Below are 20,088 nucleotides of genomic sequence, written 5' to 3' on the forward strand. Positions count from 1 at the left end.
AAGTCGTGAAAAAAAAGGTTTCACGATCTTATAATCTTCCTATTGCCTCTAAAACTAGAAAAAACAGTGGGGCGCTTTCCTATTAGCTTCGCCCAGCTTATTTCTTCTCATTAATTTTCTTCGACCACTGGTGTACGCCATAGGCTGCCAATAAAGAGGCCAGAGCGGCAAAAGTCAGGGGTACTTCATGTTCATGAAACCGAATTGAGGCATAAAACACGATGATTGCGACGAATGCCATTATCCAGGCCAGTATGTTGATCCATTTTTTCATGAGGAAGCTTCCTTTTTACAATTAATTTGAAGATGCAAATATCAGAATTACCGATGAATCGACCATCTCAGGAATGCGATTTTCATTTTTTTAAAAGAGATTTTGCCGTATTTTGCATGTTCACGAATTTTATTTTTAATGAAAGTAGCTACTGATCAGCCTTTCCGATTAATCTATTCTCTTTTTGAACATGAGTGCCTGGGCTACCTATTTGAGTCCTTTGTAATTCAAGAAGATGCTAAAGGAAAGCTGACTTTGTCCTATCAAAATATTTCTGCTCAGAATGCGCCGGAGTTTCAACAAGGCCTGGATGAGCGAGATTATGAGTTGCTGGAAATCATCGATGCCATGCAGCAGGACGCTATTATGCGTAAATTTTCGCGAAAGCATATTTCGCTGACAGATTTTTTCGAGAAACATTATAAAGTAAATAAAGCGGGTATAAAGGATGAGGTAGATGCCTATCTGGAAATACAACGCGCCAAGCTCCTTCCGCTTTTGGTAGGTAAACCGATCTTTGAAATGGGAAAGGATGGTTATCCGGCGGAAAGTGAATTGCAGTGGGCAGGGGAAAAAGCTTCTCTATGGTTCCATTTCAAGAAAAGGGAAGATCACACGCGTTATTTCCCGACAGTGTACTGCGAAGGGGAAAATATACAGTTTAAGCAGAATGGGTCTTATTTGCTTTGTAAAGAACCTGCCTGGTTAGTGGCGAATGGAAAAGTTTATCATTTTAAAATTCCGGTAGATGGAAAGAAGCTGATTCCTTTTTTGAGGAAATTCTTCATCATGATTCCGGATAAAATTCGGGCGAATTATTTCCAAAAGTTCGTGACCCCTTTAGTGGCTTCCTTTGATGTGAAAAGTGATTCTTTCGAAGTTTTCACGGAGGAGAAGCCAGTAATTCCTGTTTTGATTTACCATGAAATATTGCCCGAAACAGATACCAATCAGGAGGCCATGCTGGCCTTGTCTTTAAATTTTCAGTATGGGGATTCGGCCTATCCGGCCAGGAATTTTCAACCTTATGGGGTGCGTTTAGAAGAAAACGCGATGGGCTTTGCTTTTCATAGAACCAAAAGAAATTTTAAAGCAGAAAAAGCATTTAAAGAAAGACTTGCCAGATTTCAGGGAGTCAGTCAGTCTGAAGAATGGGTATTGCCCTTAAAAGAAGGAATGAATTGGCTCAATGAGCATTATGAAGACCTGCAAAAAGAAGGCTTTAATTTCCAGCAGAGAGATGCAGAAGTGGGGCGTAAGTTCTTTGTGGGAGAGGCGAAATTCATTTTGGAGATTCGGGAGAATATCGACTGGTTTGATGTTCACGCTACCATTCAATTTGGGGAATATCGTATTTCCATCAAGTCGTTGAAAAATGCCATGCGTAAGGATGGCATGCTGACGCTACCTAATGGTGAGCTGGCTTTAGTACCAGCCGAATGGTATTCCAAATATGCGGATTTGGTCGGCTTTCTGGAAGATCATCCTGAGGATGATTCGGAGGTGATTCTGAAAAAGCATCATTTGATGTTGGTGGAGGAATTACAGCAGGATACCCAGGCCAAAGTGACCATAGACCGCAAGCTGGAACAGTTACGGGACTTTGAGCAGATAGAGGATTATGCGATTCCGGATGGTTTTTCCGGGGAGCTTCGTCCCTACCAAAAGGCCGGTTATAACTGGATGCGCTTTTTGGCGCAGTATAAATTTGGTGGTTGTTTGGCGGATGATATGGGGCTGGGAAAAACAGTCCAGACTTTGGCCTTATTGCAGGCCTCCAAGGAGGAAAGCAGTCAGGGAACTTCCTTGTTGGTGATGCCGACCTCCCTGATTTACAATTGGGAAATTGAAGCGAAGAAATTTACCCCGGAGCTGAAAGTGTTGATTTATACCGGGACCAATCGGGATAAGGATGTCAGTAAGTTTTCCAATTATGATTTGGTGTTGACCTCCTATGGCATTATTCGTCTGGATGTAGATATACTGAGCCAGTTCTATTTCAATTATGTGATTCTGGATGAGTCTCAGGCGATCAAAAATCCAGCTTCCAATATTACCCAGGCCGTTCAGAAGCTGAATTCCAAAAACAGGCTGATTCTTACAGGTACGCCTTTGGAAAATAGTACCATGGATTTATGGTCACAGATTACCTTTATTAACCCCGGGCTTTTGGGCGGGCAATCTTTTTTCAGAAATGAGTATTTGAACCCGATTGAAAAGAAAAAGGATGAAGAGAAAACGCAGAAACTGTATAGTCTGATAAAGCCCTTTATTTTGCGTCGTCATAAGTCGCAGGTGGCCAAGGAATTGCCGGAGAAGGTGGTCAATGTCAAATATTCCAGCATGGCACCCGAGCAGCAGAAGCGCTATGATCAGGTGAAGAGTTATTATCGCGATTTGATTTTGGGGCAGATTGAAGAGGAAGGCCTGAAGAAATCACATTTCACCTTATTGCAAGGTTTGTCTAAGCTACGCCAGATTGCTAACCATCCCGCTTTAGTGGAGACGGCGTACAAGGGCGAATCCGGAAAGATGAATGATATGATGACCACCCTGGAAAGTGGTATTTCTGAGGGGCATAAAATTTTGATCTTTAGCCAGTATGTTAAGCACCTTAGCCTGGTCCGTCAGCAGTTGGAAGAGCGTAATATTGTTTATTCCTATTTGGATGGTACTACCAAGGACCGTAAGCAGGCCGTAGACAACTTCCAGAATAATGATGAGGTGCAAGTATTCCTGATCTCATTAAAAGCCGGAGGGGTTGGTTTAAACCTGACTAAGGCGGATTATGTATTCATTCTTGATCCCTGGTGGAACCCTGCAGTGGAATTGCAGGCCGTGGACAGAGCTCACCGGATTGGTCAGAAGAAAAAGGTATTTACCTACAAGTTTATTGGTAAGGGCACTGTGGAGGAAAAGATATTGGCTTTGCAGCAGAATAAACAACAGCTGGCAGACGCTTTAATCACTACGGAGGAGAGTTTTGTCAAGGAACTTTCTCAACATGATATTGAATCTTTATTGAGTTAAGCCGATTTCTTCAAAGCAATTGAACCTGTTCAATGGATATTGGTCTTGTGAGCAGCTGGCTTCCCGCCTTTGGGCTATTTCAGCTGGATTATTCCTGCTAAAATCCTCGCTTAGCTGCAAGACGGTAAAAATGGGGGAATTTTCCTATTTCAAGTTTTTTCCAATGAATCAGAGGAATGAGTAGCAAGCAAGCCTGCCCCAATTTGGGCTATTATAACTCAAAGAAAACAAGTTTCAAGGAGTTGAAAATAAGCCACTTCCGCTTGGTTAATAATTTTAGCGGTGAATAATTCGGGCTAAGCCAATTATCGGGCTTAAGCATAAAAAATCCCCGGCCTCTATAAAAGCCGGGGATTTTTTCATTTATCTTAGATGGCTAATTAATAGCACTCATTTTCGTTCGGGAAGTCTACTGCTTTTACATCTTCAATATATCGACCTACCGCACGGGTGATCTCCTCATGAAGGTTCGCATATTTTCTAAGGAAGCGAGGGCTGAATTCATTGTTGATGCCCAGCATATCGTGCATCACCAATACCTGACCGTCAACACCGGATCCGGCACCAATTCCAATCACCGGAATGGTTAACTTCTCCGCCACTTTTTTCGCTAATTCTGCAGGGATTTTTTCCAATACCAATGCAAAAGCGCCTAATTCTTCCAGCAACAAGGCATCAGCTATCAATTTCTCCGCTTCTTCTTCCTGCTTTGCACGTACGGTATAGGTTCCGTATTTATAAATACTTTGAGGCATAAGGCCTAAATGCCCCATTACAGGTACACCTGCGCTTAAGATACGCTCAATGGAAGACCTGATCTCCGCTCCACCTTCTACTTTTACGGCATGTCCACCCGTTTCTTTCATAATTCGGATGGCAGAATCCAAAGCTTTGTGAGAGTCTCCCTGATAGGAGCCGAAGGGAATGTCAACCACTACCAATGCTGTGTCAACGGCTTTTACTACTGAAGTAGCATGGTATATCATTTGATCCAATGTGATTGGAAGGGTCGTTTCATTACCCGCCATTACATTAGATGCTGAATCTCCAACAAGGATGATGTCGATACCGGCACCGTCGATAAGCTTGGCCATGGAATAATCATAAGCCGTAAGCATAGAGATTTTTTCCCCCTCCTGTTTCATTTTCATCAGGCGGTGGGTAGTAACCTTTTTCTTGATTTCTTTTTTATGAACAGACATTACCTTTAATTTTTCACCCGCCAGGCGGATGGGTGTGCACTATTTCACTTGAGGTGCTAAATTAGGTAATTCTACGGTGAAAACAGAGCCTTCGCCCTCTGTGGATTGAACACTTATACTGCCTTCCAATTTCTCCACTACATGTTTCACGATGTAGAGTCCTAATCCAGACCCGCTGCTTTTTTCGTTGGCGCGAACAAACATTTCGAAAATCTTCTCATGCTTGTCTTTAGGAATTCCTACGCCATTGTCTTGTACGGTTAAGGTTAACTTTTTGGAGTTACATCGTACCGAGACTGATACATAAGGGGAACTAACCCCGGACTCTCGGAACTTGATGGAATTAGAGATAAGATTGTTGAGGATAATTCTAACGCGGGCAACGTCAGAAAAGAAGGGTATTCTTTGACGAATATCCGTTTTGAATAATAGTCCGCGATCTTCAATCACGGTGTAAAAATGCTCAATAGCTTGATTCACCTCCACCAGCATGTTTACATTTTGAATAGAATCATTCAAATGACGATTCCTGGAAAGGCTTAACATTTCGGTGACGATACCATCTAAACGGTCTACTGATTCTTCAATCATCAACAGACATTTATCGATGGTCTTCTCGTCCCGATCTAATTTAAGAATCTGAACCAGTCCTAAAATGGAACGTAGTGGAGAACGGAGGTCATGAGAGGAGTGGTAAACAAAATTATCCAACTCCTGATTCACACGCTGCAGCTCTACCAGACTTTCCTGCTGACGGGAGATGTCCCTGAGCATGGCATCAAAGGTTTTACCATCTTCAGCAGGTAGTGCAGTGAAATTTATCCAGATCAACTGGCCATCTGCCGGTCGGATAAACTGTAGTTCCCTTTGGGTGATCGGGCCTCCGGCTCTGAGAATTAATTTAATCTCTTTGAGTTCGTCGGCACTGGCGAAAAGATCATATAGACTGGTATTGACATCTACTTCACCAATCAGTTTCTTAATCACCTTAGTCAGGGAAATAATTTTCCCACTTTCAATCTCGCAACTCACCTGTCCAAGCGCCGCCTCCTCCAGGAGTCTTTCTCTGTGCATTCGTCTAGACGCTACCGATTCCTCGGTATTCGAGGTCAAGTCTTTGATAGACTGACTTTTGGACAAATTTACATCAGAATAAGGCATGTGAACAGTGATGCGATTGATAATTATTAATTAAGAAATGTGAGTTTGATCCTGTTAATATACAAAAAAAAAATCTAAAATAAATAAACGCATTCTTTTCCCTCCGATAAATCTACCTCGATGTGTTCGGTGAGAATCGTCGCTAATTCATAGCCTGAAAAGTTCACTGCAACCGGATAAACCGTATGACTTCTGTTAACGAGTACAGCGGTTTGTAACTTTTTCAAAGGAATAGAAAGCAGCGGTTTGAGCGCATAAAAGAATGTTTTTCCTGTATTCATAACATCGTCTGCTATGATGACGGTTTTATTTTCTAATTGTTCAGGATTCGTATCCAATTGAATATCATTTGATAGTGGATCTTTTTTATCAACAATTATAGAAAATAAATGAATATTTATCGGCGTTATTTTTTCTAGTTCTTTCTTCAGAATCTGAGCAAAAAGATAACCACTTTCCGGTATGCCGGCCAAATAGATATCTGTCTCCTGATAGTTCTGCTCATAGATTTCATAGGCCATTCTTTTGATCTTTTGCAGAACCTGTTGTTGATCAAGAATTTTATTCTTTGGGCTGTTCATTTCTTTTGTCATTTCTTTTCTTAGAGGCCTTTGGTGAGCTTAATATATCTTGTTAGACCCACTTTAGCCCCAAAGGGTTTTTGGATTTCAAATATAATCAAACTAATGCTTATAAAAATAAAAATCAGAAATCTACCACTGGATTAATCCAGTATAAATTTCTGATTTTTAAAGCTGTTTAAATGTATTCGCTATCAAGGGATAGGCATCACCTTACTATCTTTCAAGCTTGAAAGCACTACCATAGATTGCATATTATCTACTTCAGGAATGGCGGAAATATGATCCAGCATCAGGGTTTGATAAGAAGCAATGTCTTGCGTGATTACCTTCAGAAGAAATTCTCCTGAACCGGTAATCAAGTGACATTCCACTACTTCATCAATCTTATTGATGTGTTCCATGAAAGCTCCATAAGTTTCTTTATTATGCCCTTTAAGGTTAATAATAAGGAAGGTGGATACCCCAAGCCCAATTTTTTCAGTATCTAATTTGGCATGATAGCTCTTAATAATCCCAGATTGCTCCAATTTCTTGACACGTTCCAGAGTAGGTGCAGGAGAAAGACCAATCTCTTTGGAAAGCTGAGCGTTCGTGATTTTGGCACTTTTTTGTAAGATTTCTAAAATCTTACGGTCAATTTTATCAAATTTTTGTTGATAGGCCATAACCAATGCTTAAATAATAATAACTGCAGTTAAAAATATAGTTTACCAGGCAAATCTAGCAAATAATATTTTGTGATTATATAAAAAACTAATTTTTTCTTTGGGCTTGCGTATTTTAGAACAAGTCAATCGTGATTCCCACCTCGTAAGGGTTTCCGGGGTTGATTGGGGAGGCCAGGTCTCCGCTCATTCGAAGTTGGTCTTTCTCGAAAATATCACTCAGGCCGTAATAGAAAGAGATGTTGATCCAAGAGTAACCGATAGAAGAAGACAAACCATATCTCCACTGGTTAAGGAAGAAATCTTCTTTGGCTTTGTATGTTCTTCCTCCGGTAAGGGTTTGCTTAGAGTTACCACCACCGATGCGGTAACCTACACGTCCACCTACTGCTGCCCTAAAGCCACGGTTGGTATCCGCCCCTTTTGAGGTGTAGCGAAATTCCAAAGGAATATCAATATAGGTAATGGCCAGTTTAGATCTCTTCATATCCTCCATATTGGTAAATGGGAAATCCCCGGCATTATCAGAGATAGTGACAATTGGAGCTCCTGCATTGGTTACATCAGAAACGATACCTACTTTATCCTGGAAAGACCAGTTATTAATTCCGATACCAAAACCTCCGTTAAAAGAAATTTTTTCCGTTAGCGGAACCGGGTAGAGGTAGGAAACATTAAAATATTTTGATCTCCACCAGTTCAGACGAAAGTCATTGTCGCCACCAATGGTATTATTAAATCCAAAAGAAACCATAAAGGAACCAGGTAGACTTGGCCTGGCCATTTTCTGAGGATTAGAATAAGATTCTAGTTTTTCTTGGTTATTGTTATCTGTACTTGTTTCTTGAGCCACTGCTTGATACCCACAGAAAAGGGCAGCAATGATGAGCATCCAGGTATTCTTCATGATATTAGATTAATTACATCAAGGCAAAGATAGTCTTTTAATTTTTCGGACATCTTTAAAAAGTGTTAATTTTTCAGCTGATAAGTATTTCCATTCCGGACATATTGTGCTTTAAGCTTTGGAACCCTATTTTCCAGTTCGGGCATTACTTCTTTCTGATCAATAATGACTTCGGGCAATTGTTTTCCAAAGCTGGCCAAAATGCGGTATTGGGCAATTTTTTTGTCGTTTTTCAGGTCCGCAGCAAGGCTTTGCCAGCCGATATAAGCCAGATCCGCCCGTGCTTCCCAATAGGGACTGAGGTCTTCTCCCAAAACCAAAATATTTTTATCCTTTATCGCAGGCAGATTCGTTTCCTTCAATAAATATGCTTGCTTTTCTAATCTTTGATTAGGTGCCCAGTAAGCGGCATCCAATAAAACTCCCGGCACTATCATCCCTAAAATCAGGATACCAAAGAATACCTCAGAAAGCCATTTTCTTCGAAATCGGAAAAAGTAAAAAGGAATGAAAAATGCCAGCCAGGGAACCAGGATGATAAAATCATGGGGATTTTTGGGCCGAAGTAGGATGGTGATCAAAGTACCTACCACCAATTGGGAAATCATCGTGATGGTTATGAGCGTCTGGCGATTATTCATGTGCCAGGTAGATAATGCTTTTATCTGTCCAAACACCGAGAAAAGCAGCAGCGCACCGATCAGGGGCAAGTATTGAGACCAAACCACCAGGCTGTTGAACATAGGGGTGATGCTTTTGATATTTTCCGTTATAAAAAAGTGGATGAAATTCGTTCCGGCATCTTTCCAGAAATAATAAAGCCCGGCAAGAAAAATGGGTATGGAGAATCCGTAAAGGATAACGGCATAGCGCCTCACGATGGTATTCGAAAAGAAAATCATCATGATAAATATACCGAGGAAGAAGAAAAAGAATATCGGGTGAAAGAGGGTGGCAAGGCCCAGCATGAGTCCCATCCGAATGACGATTTCATCGTTCCGTTCCCTGGAGGTGATATGCTCAATGCAGTAATATAAGGCCATCATAAGACAGGAAAGCCCTAAAAGTTCCGGGGAGAGAATCTGCATTTCGAAAAACAAACTCATCCCCAGGGTATACAATAAACTGGGGACAAAATTACTTTCCTCATAAACCTTGAAGCGGTTACAGATATTATTGAAAATGGAGGCCTGGAGCAGTACCAATACCAAAGCCAGAATTCTGGGAAGTATTGGGGATCTACCCGAAATCATGCTCAGTAACCAATACATGCCTGCGGAAAGTGGTCCGCTGTGGTCAAAAACGTCCAGATACATGGATTTTCCCATGGCCAACTGTTCGCCGACCAACATCCATTTTAGTTCGTATTGCGTCAGGCTGTTCTCTACTAAAAAGGGGAGTCTGACAGCAATAAGGATGACTGTAATAATTAAAAGTCGAAAAGGGTCGTTGATTCTAAAAAAGCGTAGCAATGAATTCTACTTTTTAAGTTAATTTTGTAATTCAGTTATGGAGTAGAAATACCACTTTTCAAGCTAAATTTTAAAAACTCCTTTTGAATCCCGATTATTTTGGTCGCAGCTTTGCAGTACAATACCGTTTAGTCGTTATCAAGGAGGTGATTTAGAAGGTGAGCTTGAAAAAAGAGATTTCTGATTCAGCTCCATGGGTACCTCAATTTCAGGTAACTGTCGTTTACAAAAGTAGTATTCTTTTTGACCTTTTATAATGAGTCAGGCGCTTTTGGATGAAAATTGAGGTGGTGTTAGTAATAAATAGATAAAAATATATGGAAAGTAAAAGACAGCAAAAATTCTCGAAAATGATTCAGCGGGAATTGAGTGACGTTTTTCAAAAGGAAATGCGTCACCATTTTGGAAATAGCTTTATCACCGTGACTGATGTGGAAATCAGCCCGGATTTAAGTTTTTCCAAAGTCTACCTGAGCTTTATGCTGGTAGAAAATAAGGCCGAATTGTTGGCAGAAATTACGGATCTGAAAAGTGAAATTCGTAAACACCTGGGGATGCGTATTGGGAAGATTGTACGTATTGTACCGGAGATTAATTTCTATTTGGATGAAACGCTGGATCAGGCCGAAAGAATTAATAACTTGTTGAAGGATATTGAGATTCCGGAAGAGAATGATGATCGCTATAAATTAGGCGATTATGATTTCGATAAACTGGAAGACGAAGATGAAGATTAATCATCTGCTGATAGAAACCACGAAAGCGAATGTTCGTGGTTTTTATTTTCACGCATATAGATAATTATTCCATCATTTTTTAGGAAAATATCTTTAAGGCCTATTGCTTTAGCCCATCGCCCTTGATTTTATAATTACATGAACACCCCATTTTTTATTGCCAAAAGGTATTTCTGGTCAAAGAAGAAAAGTTCTTTTATTAGCATCATTTCCATCATCTCTATGATTGAAGTAGCGATTGTTACGATGGCCTTGGTGATCGTGCTTTCCGTCTACAATGGGATGTCAGAAATGATCAAAAACTTGTACAATACTTTCGATCCGGAATTAAAAGTAGTACCGACCAAAGGCAAATCATTTGAACTGGATAAGACCACGCTAGAGGACATTCAGGCCTTACCCGGGGTGTCGGTCGTGACGGAAGTGATTGAGGATAATGCCTTTGTGCGTTATCGGGATGCGCAGGTGGTCATTACCATGAAAGGAGTGAGTGACAACTATGTGGATCAGCACCGACTGGATTCCATGGTGGTGGAAGGAGATTTTAAATTGCGCGATGGGCGCAAGATGTTTGCGGTTATTGGCCGCGGTGTGCAATATGTGCTTTCATTATCTTTAAAGAATGATTTTTACCCTTTACAATTTTTCTATCCCAAGCGGGGAAAGGTTAACTCCATTGACCCGACAAAGCTCACTAATCGGAAAATAATCGCGCCCTCGGGTGTCTTTGCTATAGAACGAAAGTTTGATTACAACTATGTCTTTGTCCCGATTGATTTTGCGGCGGACCTTTTGGAGTATGGCAACAGACGCACCGCTCTGGAGATTCAAATTGTCCCTACCCGGGCAATACCAGAGGTGAAAGCAGCCCTTCAAAAAATGTTAGGAGATGACTTCGAAATCCAGACACAGGATGAGCAGCACGCTGAAATGATCCGTGTACTAAAACTCGAGAAGTTCTTCGTCTTTTTAACCTTCGCCTTCATAATCGGGGTGGCATCGGTCACGATTTTCTTTACGCTTTCCATGCTGGCCATTGAAAAGAAAAAGGACATTGCCGTATTGTATACCCTGGGAGCTGAGCGAAATACGATTCAAAAGATTTTCCTTTATGAAGGGATTTTGATTTCCTTCACCGGTGCGATTATCGGCCTTACTCTCGGATATGGAATTTTATATCTACAGGATACTTTTGGCTTTGTCAAGATGGGAATGCAAACGGCTATATTTGATGATTATCCGGTTAAAATAGAGTGGATAGACTTTTTGATTGTTTCCCTGACCTTGATCATCGTGACCAGCCTGGCTTCCTTCCGCCCAGCAAGTATGGCGACCAAATATGATGATAATGCATTATTGCAATAAGCGATTAGCGAAGGGATTTCGATAAGGAGTTAAAGTAGCTTTTGTAAATGGGTTTTCGGTAGAGGAACTGGATTAACAGGCCAGGATACAAAAGCAGGTCCAGTAGTGAATTGCCGGAGCTAAATTGGATATCATCCACTATTTCAGTTTGCACGCCTTTTTTAAGCAGGAGATGATGATGATGCCAATTTTTGAGAAAAAAGGGGAGCTGGCGACCTTCATCAATAAAGGAATAATTGTCTGGTTCTTTTTGGACCGTAGTAATTTCACTAATCCATTTCTGTTTGAATAAGAGAAAGTCAATTTCCAGTTCCACCCTGGCTCCCGGATAATTTCCCTCATAAACTAATACTGCAGCCTTGGGGAAAGGTGGATTTAATTGCTCAAAAAGGTCCTGAGCAAAGTGCTCCTGTACCAATTCTAAAGGAGCATTAATCCGGGTATTGATTTTTAATCGCATAAAAAAGCCACATCAGTAATTGAAGTGGCTTACGATGCTTTGAAGCGTAGGGTTCGTTAGAAGGAGAAACCTATACCAATCTCCCCATAATTGGCGATGGGGTCATACTTGGCGATAGCCGCAATAAAGGTGATATGCGCACTTACCCCCAGATCCAAACCGAATTCCGTATCACTGGTAAAGTTTGCCATTGGATCTTTCAAATTAGGTTGGGAGTAACCATTCAAACCAACAATAGGAGCAACAGAGATTAATGGTAACTTCAAGGCCTTATAAGCTAAACCGATGTTCCAGTTATGTGCTTTTTTATCCATACCATTTGCTTCCGCTTTTCCCGTGCTGTAACCCGCATTAATTCCCCATTTGGAGCTAGGGATAAATACGTTGACTTCAGCCCCGTATGTGTTGAAAGATTTATCGCTACCCTGGTTATTGAATTGGTCAAAACCATATACAAAGAAACCCTGAACGATCTGAGCTTTTGCAGGAACAATAGCCATGCCTGCAAGGAATAAGAATGCAAATAGAAACTTTTTCATGTTGATATTATAAATTAAAGTTGAATCGGACTTAATAAGGAAGTCGATAGGGTAGGCTTAGCATTCGGAAACCACTTATTGGTTTTAAGTGTTAAGCAAATATCCTAAATCGTTACTTTATATCAAGTAATAATTACCAATAAATGGATGAAATGTACAAGCTATTTGGATAACCTTTTAAAGCTAAGGGCTAAAACCTTCTATTTTTTCACTGTAATCTTTAACTTTCAATTTGAAATTCATTTTACGCATTCAATTATCCAAGCATGTCATTACCTAAAAGCTTTTTAGTAGCTTTTGTACTCAGTTTATGTTTTATTTTTTCTTTTGGTCTTTCTGCTGTTCATGGCCAAAATGGTGAGAACTATGAATATGTTAGCGCGGAAGTGCTAAAAGGAGAGGGAGTATTTGCCCTTTTGAGAAGGTTTCATTTGATCGATTTTTCTCAGAACCTGGATTATTTTTATGGGCTTAACCAACTTGGGCCCAAGAAGCATTTGCAGGTTGGAAAGCATTATGCACTACCCTTGTATAAGGTAAAATATAATGGGAAGAGCATTCGCTCCACCCTCGGGATTACCAGTTGGGCAATAGCACAGGATATTGCGGATTATAATGATGACATGTTCAAAGCGAAATTAAAGGCGGGTGATTTCCGTAAAGATCTTGAACTTTGGGTGCCCTATCATATGATGCAAGATCCGCAATTGGAAATAGCCAAGGCTAAAGTAGAGGAGAAAGAAACCATTTTTCCCATATTTGGCCCGGATTATGAGAAAGTAGAAATAAAGGACGAGCGTCTGGATGGTTGTGTTTATTATGTGATTGCCGGACATGGCGGACCTGATCCCGGAGCTATTGGCCGATATGGAAAGTATAAATTGTATGAGCATGAGTATGCTTACGATGTGGCGCTTCGCTTAGCTCGTAATCTGATTTCACGTGGAGCAAAGGCTTATGTGATTATTCGGGATGAGCATGATGGAATTCGGGATGAGACCATTTTGAAGCGAACAGAGCACGAAACGTGTTGGGAAGGTCAAAAGATTCCACTGAATCAAAAGGCGCGCTTAAAGCAACGTGCCGATGTGGTTAATTCACTCTATAAATACAATAAAGCAAAGGGGTACAAGTATCAACGAGCCGTGATGGTGCATATTGATAGTCGTAAAAAAAGCCAGAACATTGATATGTTTCTGTACTATCAAAAGAACAGCAAGGACTCTAAAGCCTTTACGACCTCTCTTTACAAAACCATTGAGCAAAAGTATAAAAGTAAGCGAGCGGGTAGGGGCTATGATGGAACCGTCGGAACGCGAGACTTGTACATGTTGAAAAACCTGGATGTTCCGGCCACCTTTTTGGAGTTGGGGAATATTTCCAATCCAAAAGATCAGCGGAGAATTGTGGTTCCCGATAACCGACAAGCGATTGCCAACTGGCTTACTTCCGGTATGCTGAAAAAGGAGTAATCATGCAGAAAAAAAGCTTTGGATATTATCCCTCCCCACTGGGGGTGATCAAAATTACGGTGGCTGATAATGCGGTAATAGGGCTTACCTTTGTAGCGGAAAAGAAGGCGAATAATCCCCATCCCCTAATCCATAAAACAGTGCAGCAGCTGGTGGATTATTTCAAAGGGAAACGGAAAAGCTTTGACTTAGCTCTCCGGCCGGAGGGAACAGACTTTCAAAAGCTGGTATGGCAGGCCTTGGATAATGTGCCTTTTGGTAAGCAAATTAGCTATAAAGCCCTGGCCATTCAATTAGGCGATGAAAAGCTCGTACGTGCTGTAGCGAATGCAAATGCCAAAAATCCCATTGCCATTTTGATTCCCTGTCACCGGGTGGTTGGAAGCTCCGGTGCACTGACCGGCTATGCCTGGGGACTGGACCGAAAGGAATTTCTTTTGAAGCTGGAAAGAGGCCTGCAGCAAATGCGAATGGACTTTTGATTTTTTGTTACCTCCTTCAAATGGCTGTAATATTTAGTGGCATTTAGAGTGTGTTTAAAAGCCAAAATTCTGAATGGAAATTTGATTATAGCAGAAGCGATACCTGATTTTTTTGAGAGAATAGCAGCGCCGTGGTGGAGAAATTCCCAAAATTACTTTCAATAATTCGAATTTGTAATCGGATGCTGTACTTTTAAACACGCTCAGCACGAGGATTTGAGCATTAATAATCCGGCTTAAGCATGCATAATTCGGGATAGTTTTTCCATGCTATTGAAAAAATGCCGCCCATCGGAAGTGAAAATTGACAGAGGAGAAAGGTATCATCAAGACAGTCGATGACAGCTTTTGATGGTGCCCGAAAAAAAGAGCCTGAGGAAAACCATAATGTAATGGTCCCAGGCTCTGAAATGATGTCGGTTTATTTTTTAAACTTAATAATGATAGATTGGCGATTAGTCCTCCAGGATTTTCTTTAGTGCCGGAGGACTGAATAGTTCACTTTTAATCACTTTTCCATCAGCTCTTCTTACCGGCTTTCCGTTTTCATCCAGCTTACTCATGTTGGAGCGGTGGACTTCATCGAATAGAGCCTCAAACTTATCCTGCATACCGTATTCTAAAATGGTTCCACATAGCAGGTATTGAATATCCACCAAAGCATCGGCTACTTCGACCAAATCATTATTGGCAACCGCCTCTTTGAGTTCATCCAGCTCTTCCTGTAGTAAACGGTTTCTTAATTGTTGAGTGGCTTCATCAGGGAATTGTGGCCCCTCTTTTATCCCTACTTCAAAGGTTTCGTGAAAGGTCTTAACTTGATTAATTTGTTTCTTCATGGTTTATCTTTTGTTGGATTTTCCCGATTTAAAACGGTTAGGTTTGTTATTTGAAGTTGGTTTATTAGGCCTGGATTCTTCTCCCTCGGGGCGCTTAAAATTTCTTTTGCCTAGCTTTTTTATGCCTGATTTAGGCTTCAATACATCGGTGGAAAATCTTTTTTCGGCCTTCTGAAGTCGGGCCTGTGGTTTATATTTACGGTCACCAAAAACACTTTCATACAGACGATCCTGTGCAATTTTCTTAACCTCTCCAATCTTCATCCCTTCTACCTTCAACTCCTCTATTCCCGCCCTTACTAGGCGCAGACAGGGAAAACCTACCGAGGCCACCATCTTTCTCACCTGTCGGTTTTTGCCTTCTGTAATAGTGAGACTTACCCAGGAGGTGGGAATATTTTTTCTTTCCCGAATAGGCGGGTTACGCTTTTCCAAAGGAGGTTCCGCTATTCGCTTCGCCCATGCGGGAGCGGTAAAGTGGTCTTTCTTTTCAACATTAATCGTTACTCCCGCTCTTAGTTGCTTTAAAGCATCCTCCGTGATTTCACCTTCGACCTGTACCCAATACTCCTTCTTATGTTTAAACTTTGGATGTAGTAATTGATGATTGATCGCTTTGTCATTGGTCAGGATCAATAGGCCCTCACTGTCCTTATCCAGCCTTCCAACGGGGTATACGTCTTTAGGGAAATCATATAAATCCGCCAGGGTATCACCCTCTCCTTTGAATTGTGTAAGGGTATTAAATGGTTTATAGATCAGGTAGTAATAATATTGCTCATCCTTCATAGCACAAAGATACCAAGAAAGGAGTTATGTTTTACAGGGATACTACAGCTCTTCCTTCAAAGAAATATAAAAACTAAGGTATAAGTACATGAGACTAAAAATTGGCAATTTTAACTTATTCAATTTAGTGTTGCCGAATGTAAGGTACCATGGGCACCGGAAATACAGTCAACAGGATTATGATAAGAAGTGCGACTGGGTCGCCCAGCAATTGGATAAGATGAGGTGTTCCATAGTCGCCTTCGAAGAAGTATTTCATCATTCCGCTTTAGTGGAGGCGGTGGAGCGAAGTCAATACTTAAGGGGAGCAGAAATACGTACTGCAAATCCGGATGGAGATCAGCCCGCGGTAGGATTGGCTTCTTTGTTTCCAATAACCCATACGGAAGTTATTCGCGCTTTTCCTTCCACCTTATTCGTTGAAGGAACAGAAGTACCCTTTCACAATTTTAACCGAGCCATCCTTCGGGTAGAGATTCTGGTGGATACTATTCCTATGACTGTATTTGTGACCCATCTCAAATCTAAAAGACCTATTATCCATGAAGGAGAAGATCCGCATGATCCCGTGCAAAGGGCAAAAGGTAAGGCAAGGGCATTGCTGATCCGGGCCGTGGAATCGGTTGCTTTAAGGGAAATATTGGTAGAGCGTTTGAGGGGGAGAGCTTCCTCTCCTGTGGTGGTGTTGGGAGATATGAATGATTCTGCTTTGGCCGTGACCAATGATATCATCAGTGGAACCCCTCCACATCGACGTTTTGATGCTCGCGTGAAACAGAAAATCTGGGATGTGTTACTGTATCCTGTAAAGGATATACAAGCACGACAGTCCACCCAGGACGTCTATTATACCTATATCCATAACGGTTATTATGGCGCGCTGGATCATATTTTGGTTTCACAGGAGCTACATCCGCGGAACCCTCATCGATTAGGAGCGGTAGAGTATGTGAAAACTTATACCGACCACCTGATTGATCAGACGTTATCCATGGACAAGGTGCCGGTTTGGAAATCAGATCATGGGCAGGTGGTGGCCAGTGTGAAGCTTTATACACCAGAATAAATCATGAATATCAATCTTGTGAGATTATTAGCAGTAAGCTAAATATATTCTAGTGTTCCACGTGGAACGTTATATTGCGGGTCGTGGAATTCTGGAAAAGGGTTTCGCCTGATTGTTAACCATGGCCTGAAACTTTGTAAGGGAGATAGGCATATGAAGTCTTGTTCATAAAGATTCCCCGCTAGCCCCAATACCCCATCGCAATAGCTTTGTTTCTGTTGTGTTTGGTAAATTGATTGTTGTTTCTCCTCTTTGAGGTACCCGCATAAAGAGTAAATCGTAAAATGAGTTTGGCCTGGAGATAAACAAGCATATTCCATTAGTTGTAGGGGGTGTTTTGATATTTCACGGCTCAAATTGACTCGAACTTACTTGTTACCCTTTCATTTACCACCGTGAAAAAAATCGAAATAAGGTTTATCCCCTCCTCATGATTTTTAACCCGAATTATTCACCGCTAAATTAAGTAATTCACATTAACTGATTTATTATCAACTCAATAGGATCGTTTCTACTGATTTTTTTATAGCCCAAATTTGGGCAAGCTTGCTTTCTCCTCATTCATCTGCTTCGTTGGAAAAAACTCGAAATAGGAGACTATTCCTTCATTTTTCCCGCCTTGCAGCTAAAAGAGGATTGAAGCATGAATAATCCGGGTTAACTAAACGTGGATTTTAGCATGCATTATTCGGATTGTGTATGCATTATCGGGGCTTTTCGCGGTATTATTTATCAAGGGGAAGCGTTTTTCATACCCTTAGATGTTCCACGTGGAACGTTTATTTTTTCTGCTTAATCCAAGCCGACTATCTTGAAAAATCGTCCTTTTAGCTTCCAGTCAAAACGCTTGCCCACCACAAAACGGAAGGAACCATTATAACTATTTAAGCCGGTTTTTTCATAGAAAATGGCGTTCCATTGTAGAGCGGAATGGATTCCCAGGAACCAGTTGGCCTTATTATATCCGATACTAAAACGTGAAACACCACAAAAGCCCATTCTGAATTCTTTAGCATTAGGTTCTTCCGCAAGGTACTCCAGATTGGTGTAGTTATAGGAAGGGCCCAGCATGAACGTCAGGCTGGTGTAGAAATTACGGCGGATGACCAGGTTGTAGCCATACCCACCCATTAGTCCAGCTCCTATGGCCAAGGATTTTTGAAAGTTCATTTCGGGAAAGTGTATAGAGGACTCCCCCAATATTCCTTCCCCATCGTTATAGATAGAGGAAAGAAAATAAGTAGCTCCCGCCAGCCAGGATCCTGCACTTTGCAATTGTCGCTGGGTTTGGATAAAGGAGGAGCGGTAAGAAAATTTCCTCCAATTAAATACATAGGCCAGGTTACCACTAAAGGAGCTGGTGGTTAAGTTGGGGTAAGCAAGCTGGACATCAAGTGCACGCTCTGTCGGTTTTATCCAGTCTTCCCAACCCAGGTGTTGAACATGATATCCCTGATAGCGCTGTAGTCTAAACTCTCCTACCAATTTTACATCATAAACATTTACCTGCATATCCATCATGCTGGTTTGAAGGTCATGGGAATTCGAGGAAGATGGAAAGTTAAAGGAAGCATTTACCCCTAGCCAATTATGATTAAAACCTAGTCCCAGGTTGGTGCTGGGCGTGGGTTCGTAAAGTAAGCTTTGATCCACCTCCCGGTCTTTATTGAACACCGCGAATTGATTAAACTTGTTGGCAGTAAAGATTCTTAGGGTCCAGTCCTGGGAATAATCCTTGATAAAGGTAGTGTCATAATGCGACCATTTTTGCGCATTATTAATACCCAATAGCCTTTGAACAAAGTTGCGCTCATCGATTTCCCTGTCATTTTTTTGGGCCAGTAGAGAGAGCGGGAATACCAGTAAAAAAAATAAGAGTCCCTTCAAAATAATTCATTTGAGCAAATATTATCAAATTATGGTAATTCTGCATCATTCATGATCAGGGAAGGTAGATTATTTTGCAAATAGCTTTCCGCTTCTTTTGAGCTTTGAAATAGATGGAAGCTTATGTCAAGTGCATTGATACGAGCCGAGAATTGACGCACCTTTTCCTGGCTGGTTTTAGGAAGCTGGTGGATTAGAATAGCGGATATTCTATGAGGGGAATGGCTTGCAATATCCTGATAGATTTGCATGTCTTGCTGCCCACTATCTCCTATCAGCATGAATTTCATTTCCGGAAAATCAGCAAGGAGTTGCAGGATATAAAATTTCTTCAACTGGTGGTGTTCTCCCTGCTTTTGTATTAAATCGCCCCACCTGCTTTTGAGTCTGTTCAAGAGGAATACGCCTTTTGGGAATTGGTGGTGTTCCACAAATTTTCGAAGAAAATCAAAGAGATTCCATTCACTACTACTGATGTAAAACAGGGGCTGTGTTCCTTCTTTCGCCAAACGGTTATACCATTTAGATCTGCCCAAGAATGGCTTGCGGTTAAGGGCATTTTTGAAAAGTAACAAGGGTAATTTCTTCCATTTCTTCAGGGCATGTGAGATCAGAAAGGTGTCATCAATATCAGAGATCACAGCCATTTTGCTCTGGGTGATGAACAGCTCCCCCTGTCCGAAAAGCTTTAGATCCGGAACATATACCTCATATTCGTGCCATCCTTCGGGCAGATGATCCAGCTGCATTTCCAATTCAAAAAAACCATCTTCCTCGCTAATGGTCGTATACCTTTTCCCATAAATACTGATGGCAACAGTATATCGCCCCACCCCCTTCAGACGGAAGCGCTTCATCATGTCCTGCATATTTTTTGGGGCTCGCCACCACCCATTTTTAGGATCTTTGATTTTATACTTTCGGATAATATGCCCCATTACTCTTCCGCGAGTAGAAGAACCATATCCAAAATAAGGAATAACACGAGCGTATTTCATAGCGTATGAGCGGAAGGATTTATTTATAAGGTACAATTATTTTAGCGGTAAAGTGAAGGGAATTATCATTGGATATGGATCAATTTTGCTAGATTATCAGTTACTTCAAAGGAAAGGACCAAGCCCCTGGCCAGGCTGATTTTGGTAAAAGTGTTGCTT

The 20,088-nt window shown here is 41.2% G+C and carries 19 protein-coding genes; 6 read left to right on the forward strand and 13 right to left on the reverse strand.

All coding sequences use genetic code 11. The annotated features are described in order from the left end of the window. Window positions 1-97: 97 nt before the first annotated feature. Window positions 98-274 (reverse strand): hypothetical protein, encoded by a 177-nt coding sequence (locus AAA970_RS00055; RefSeq protein WP_338235518.1) that lies wholly within the window; start codon window positions 272-274, stop codon window positions 98-100. Window positions 275-412: 138 nt separating this feature from the next. Here AAA970_RS00055 and AAA970_RS00060 point away from each other — a divergent pair, with 138 nt between their 5' ends. Beyond that, entirely contained in the window at window positions 413-3,304 is a 2,892-nt protein-coding gene (locus AAA970_RS00060) for a DEAD/DEAH box helicase (RefSeq protein ID WP_338235519.1), read from the forward strand. 380 nt (window positions 3,305-3,684) lie between these two features. Here AAA970_RS00060 and panB read toward each other — a convergent pair whose 3' ends face one another. The 6 genes from panB to AAA970_RS00090 all read right to left on the reverse strand — a co-directional run bounded on the left by panB (window position 3,685) and on the right by AAA970_RS00090 (window position 9,295). After that, window positions 3,685-4,506, reverse strand: coding sequence for a 3-methyl-2-oxobutanoate hydroxymethyltransferase (gene panB, locus AAA970_RS00065; protein WP_053406387.1), 822 nt, complete (start codon window positions 4,504-4,506; stop codon window positions 3,685-3,687). Between the two features lie 39 nt (window positions 4,507-4,545). Then, window positions 4,546-5,667 (reverse strand): sensor histidine kinase, encoded by a 1,122-nt coding sequence (locus AAA970_RS00070; protein WP_338235520.1) that lies wholly within the window; start codon window positions 5,665-5,667, stop codon window positions 4,546-4,548. Window positions 5,668-5,741: 74 nt separating this feature from the next. Continuing rightward, window positions 5,742-6,260, reverse strand: coding sequence for a phosphoribosyltransferase family protein (locus AAA970_RS00075; RefSeq protein ID WP_253275701.1), 519 nt, complete (start codon window positions 6,258-6,260; stop codon window positions 5,742-5,744). 182 nt (window positions 6,261-6,442) lie between these two features. Next, the gene (locus tag AAA970_RS00080) at window positions 6,443-6,916 is read right to left on the reverse strand and encodes an Lrp/AsnC family transcriptional regulator (protein WP_053406385.1); all 474 of its coding nucleotides are present in this window, start codon (window positions 6,914-6,916) and stop codon (window positions 6,443-6,445) included. Between the two features lie 115 nt (window positions 6,917-7,031). Next, window positions 7,032-7,823: a porin family protein gene (locus tag AAA970_RS00085; protein WP_338235521.1), complete on the reverse strand. Its 792-nt coding sequence runs from the start codon at window positions 7,821-7,823 to the stop codon at window positions 7,032-7,034. Between the two features lie 65 nt (window positions 7,824-7,888). Beyond that, entirely contained in the window at window positions 7,889-9,295 is a 1,407-nt protein-coding gene (locus tag AAA970_RS00090) for a hypothetical protein (RefSeq protein WP_338235522.1), read from the reverse strand. Window positions 9,296-9,612: 317 nt separating this feature from the next. On the opposite strand from AAA970_RS00090, the gene rbfA reads away from it, so the two are divergent. After that, the gene (gene rbfA, locus AAA970_RS00095) at window positions 9,613-10,032 is read left to right on the forward strand and encodes a 30S ribosome-binding factor RbfA (protein ID WP_053406382.1); all 420 of its coding nucleotides are present in this window, start codon (window positions 9,613-9,615) and stop codon (window positions 10,030-10,032) included. Between the two features lie 138 nt (window positions 10,033-10,170). Beyond that, on the forward strand, window positions 10,171-11,397 hold the full coding sequence (locus tag AAA970_RS00100; RefSeq protein WP_338235523.1) for an ABC transporter permease: 1,227 nt from the start codon (window positions 10,171-10,173) through the stop codon (window positions 11,395-11,397). 4 nt (window positions 11,398-11,401) lie between these two features. On the opposite strand, the gene AAA970_RS00105 is transcribed toward AAA970_RS00100, so the two are convergent. Beyond that, window positions 11,402-11,857, reverse strand: a complete 456-nt coding sequence (locus tag AAA970_RS00105) for an SRPBCC family protein (protein ID WP_338235524.1) — start codon at window positions 11,855-11,857, stop codon at window positions 11,402-11,404. A gap of 56 nt (window positions 11,858-11,913) precedes the next feature. Then, window positions 11,914-12,396: a hypothetical protein gene (locus tag AAA970_RS00110; protein ID WP_338235525.1), complete on the reverse strand. Its 483-nt coding sequence runs from the start codon at window positions 12,394-12,396 to the stop codon at window positions 11,914-11,916. 266 nt (window positions 12,397-12,662) lie between these two features. On the opposite strand from AAA970_RS00110, the gene AAA970_RS00115 reads away from it, so the two are divergent. Next, the gene (locus AAA970_RS00115; RefSeq protein WP_338235526.1) at window positions 12,663-13,868 is read left to right on the forward strand and encodes an N-acetylmuramoyl-L-alanine amidase family protein; all 1,206 of its coding nucleotides are present in this window, start codon (window positions 12,663-12,665) and stop codon (window positions 13,866-13,868) included. A gap of 2 nt (window positions 13,869-13,870) precedes the next feature. After that, complete coding sequence (locus tag AAA970_RS00120; RefSeq protein WP_338235527.1) at window positions 13,871-14,350, forward strand: methylated-DNA--[protein]-cysteine S-methyltransferase; 480 nt, start codon at window positions 13,871-13,873, stop codon at window positions 14,348-14,350. A gap of 455 nt (window positions 14,351-14,805) precedes the next feature. Here the strand turns inward: AAA970_RS00120 and AAA970_RS00125 are convergent, their stop codons facing one another. Beyond that, window positions 14,806-15,189 (reverse strand): pyrophosphohydrolase domain-containing protein, encoded by a 384-nt coding sequence (locus AAA970_RS00125; protein WP_338235528.1) that lies wholly within the window; start codon window positions 15,187-15,189, stop codon window positions 14,806-14,808. A 3-nt stretch (window positions 15,190-15,192) separates the two neighbouring features. Beyond that, entirely contained in the window at window positions 15,193-15,978 is a 786-nt protein-coding gene (locus AAA970_RS00130) for a pseudouridine synthase (protein WP_338235529.1), read from the reverse strand. Window positions 15,979-16,066: 88 nt separating this feature from the next. On the opposite strand from AAA970_RS00130, the gene AAA970_RS00135 reads away from it, so the two are divergent. Further along, entirely contained in the window at window positions 16,067-17,044 is a 978-nt protein-coding gene (locus AAA970_RS00135; RefSeq protein ID WP_338235530.1) for an endonuclease/exonuclease/phosphatase family protein, read from the forward strand. A 792-nt stretch (window positions 17,045-17,836) separates the two neighbouring features. On the opposite strand, the gene AAA970_RS00140 is transcribed toward AAA970_RS00135, so the two are convergent. Continuing rightward, window positions 17,837-18,931 carry a DUF4421 domain-containing protein gene (locus AAA970_RS00140; RefSeq protein ID WP_338235531.1) on the reverse strand — a complete coding sequence of 365 codons (1,095 nt, stop codon included), beginning with the start codon at window positions 18,929-18,931 and terminating at the stop codon, window positions 17,837-17,839. A gap of 29 nt (window positions 18,932-18,960) precedes the next feature. Next, window positions 18,961-19,929, reverse strand: a complete 969-nt coding sequence (locus AAA970_RS00145; RefSeq protein ID WP_338235532.1) for an App1 family protein — start codon at window positions 19,927-19,929, stop codon at window positions 18,961-18,963. Window positions 19,930-20,088 lie beyond the last annotated feature (159 nt).

It is taken from the genome of Persicobacter diffluens (assembly GCF_036244895.1).
Classification (GTDB): domain Bacteria; phylum Bacteroidota; class Bacteroidia; order Cytophagales; family Cyclobacteriaceae; genus Persicobacter; species Persicobacter diffluens.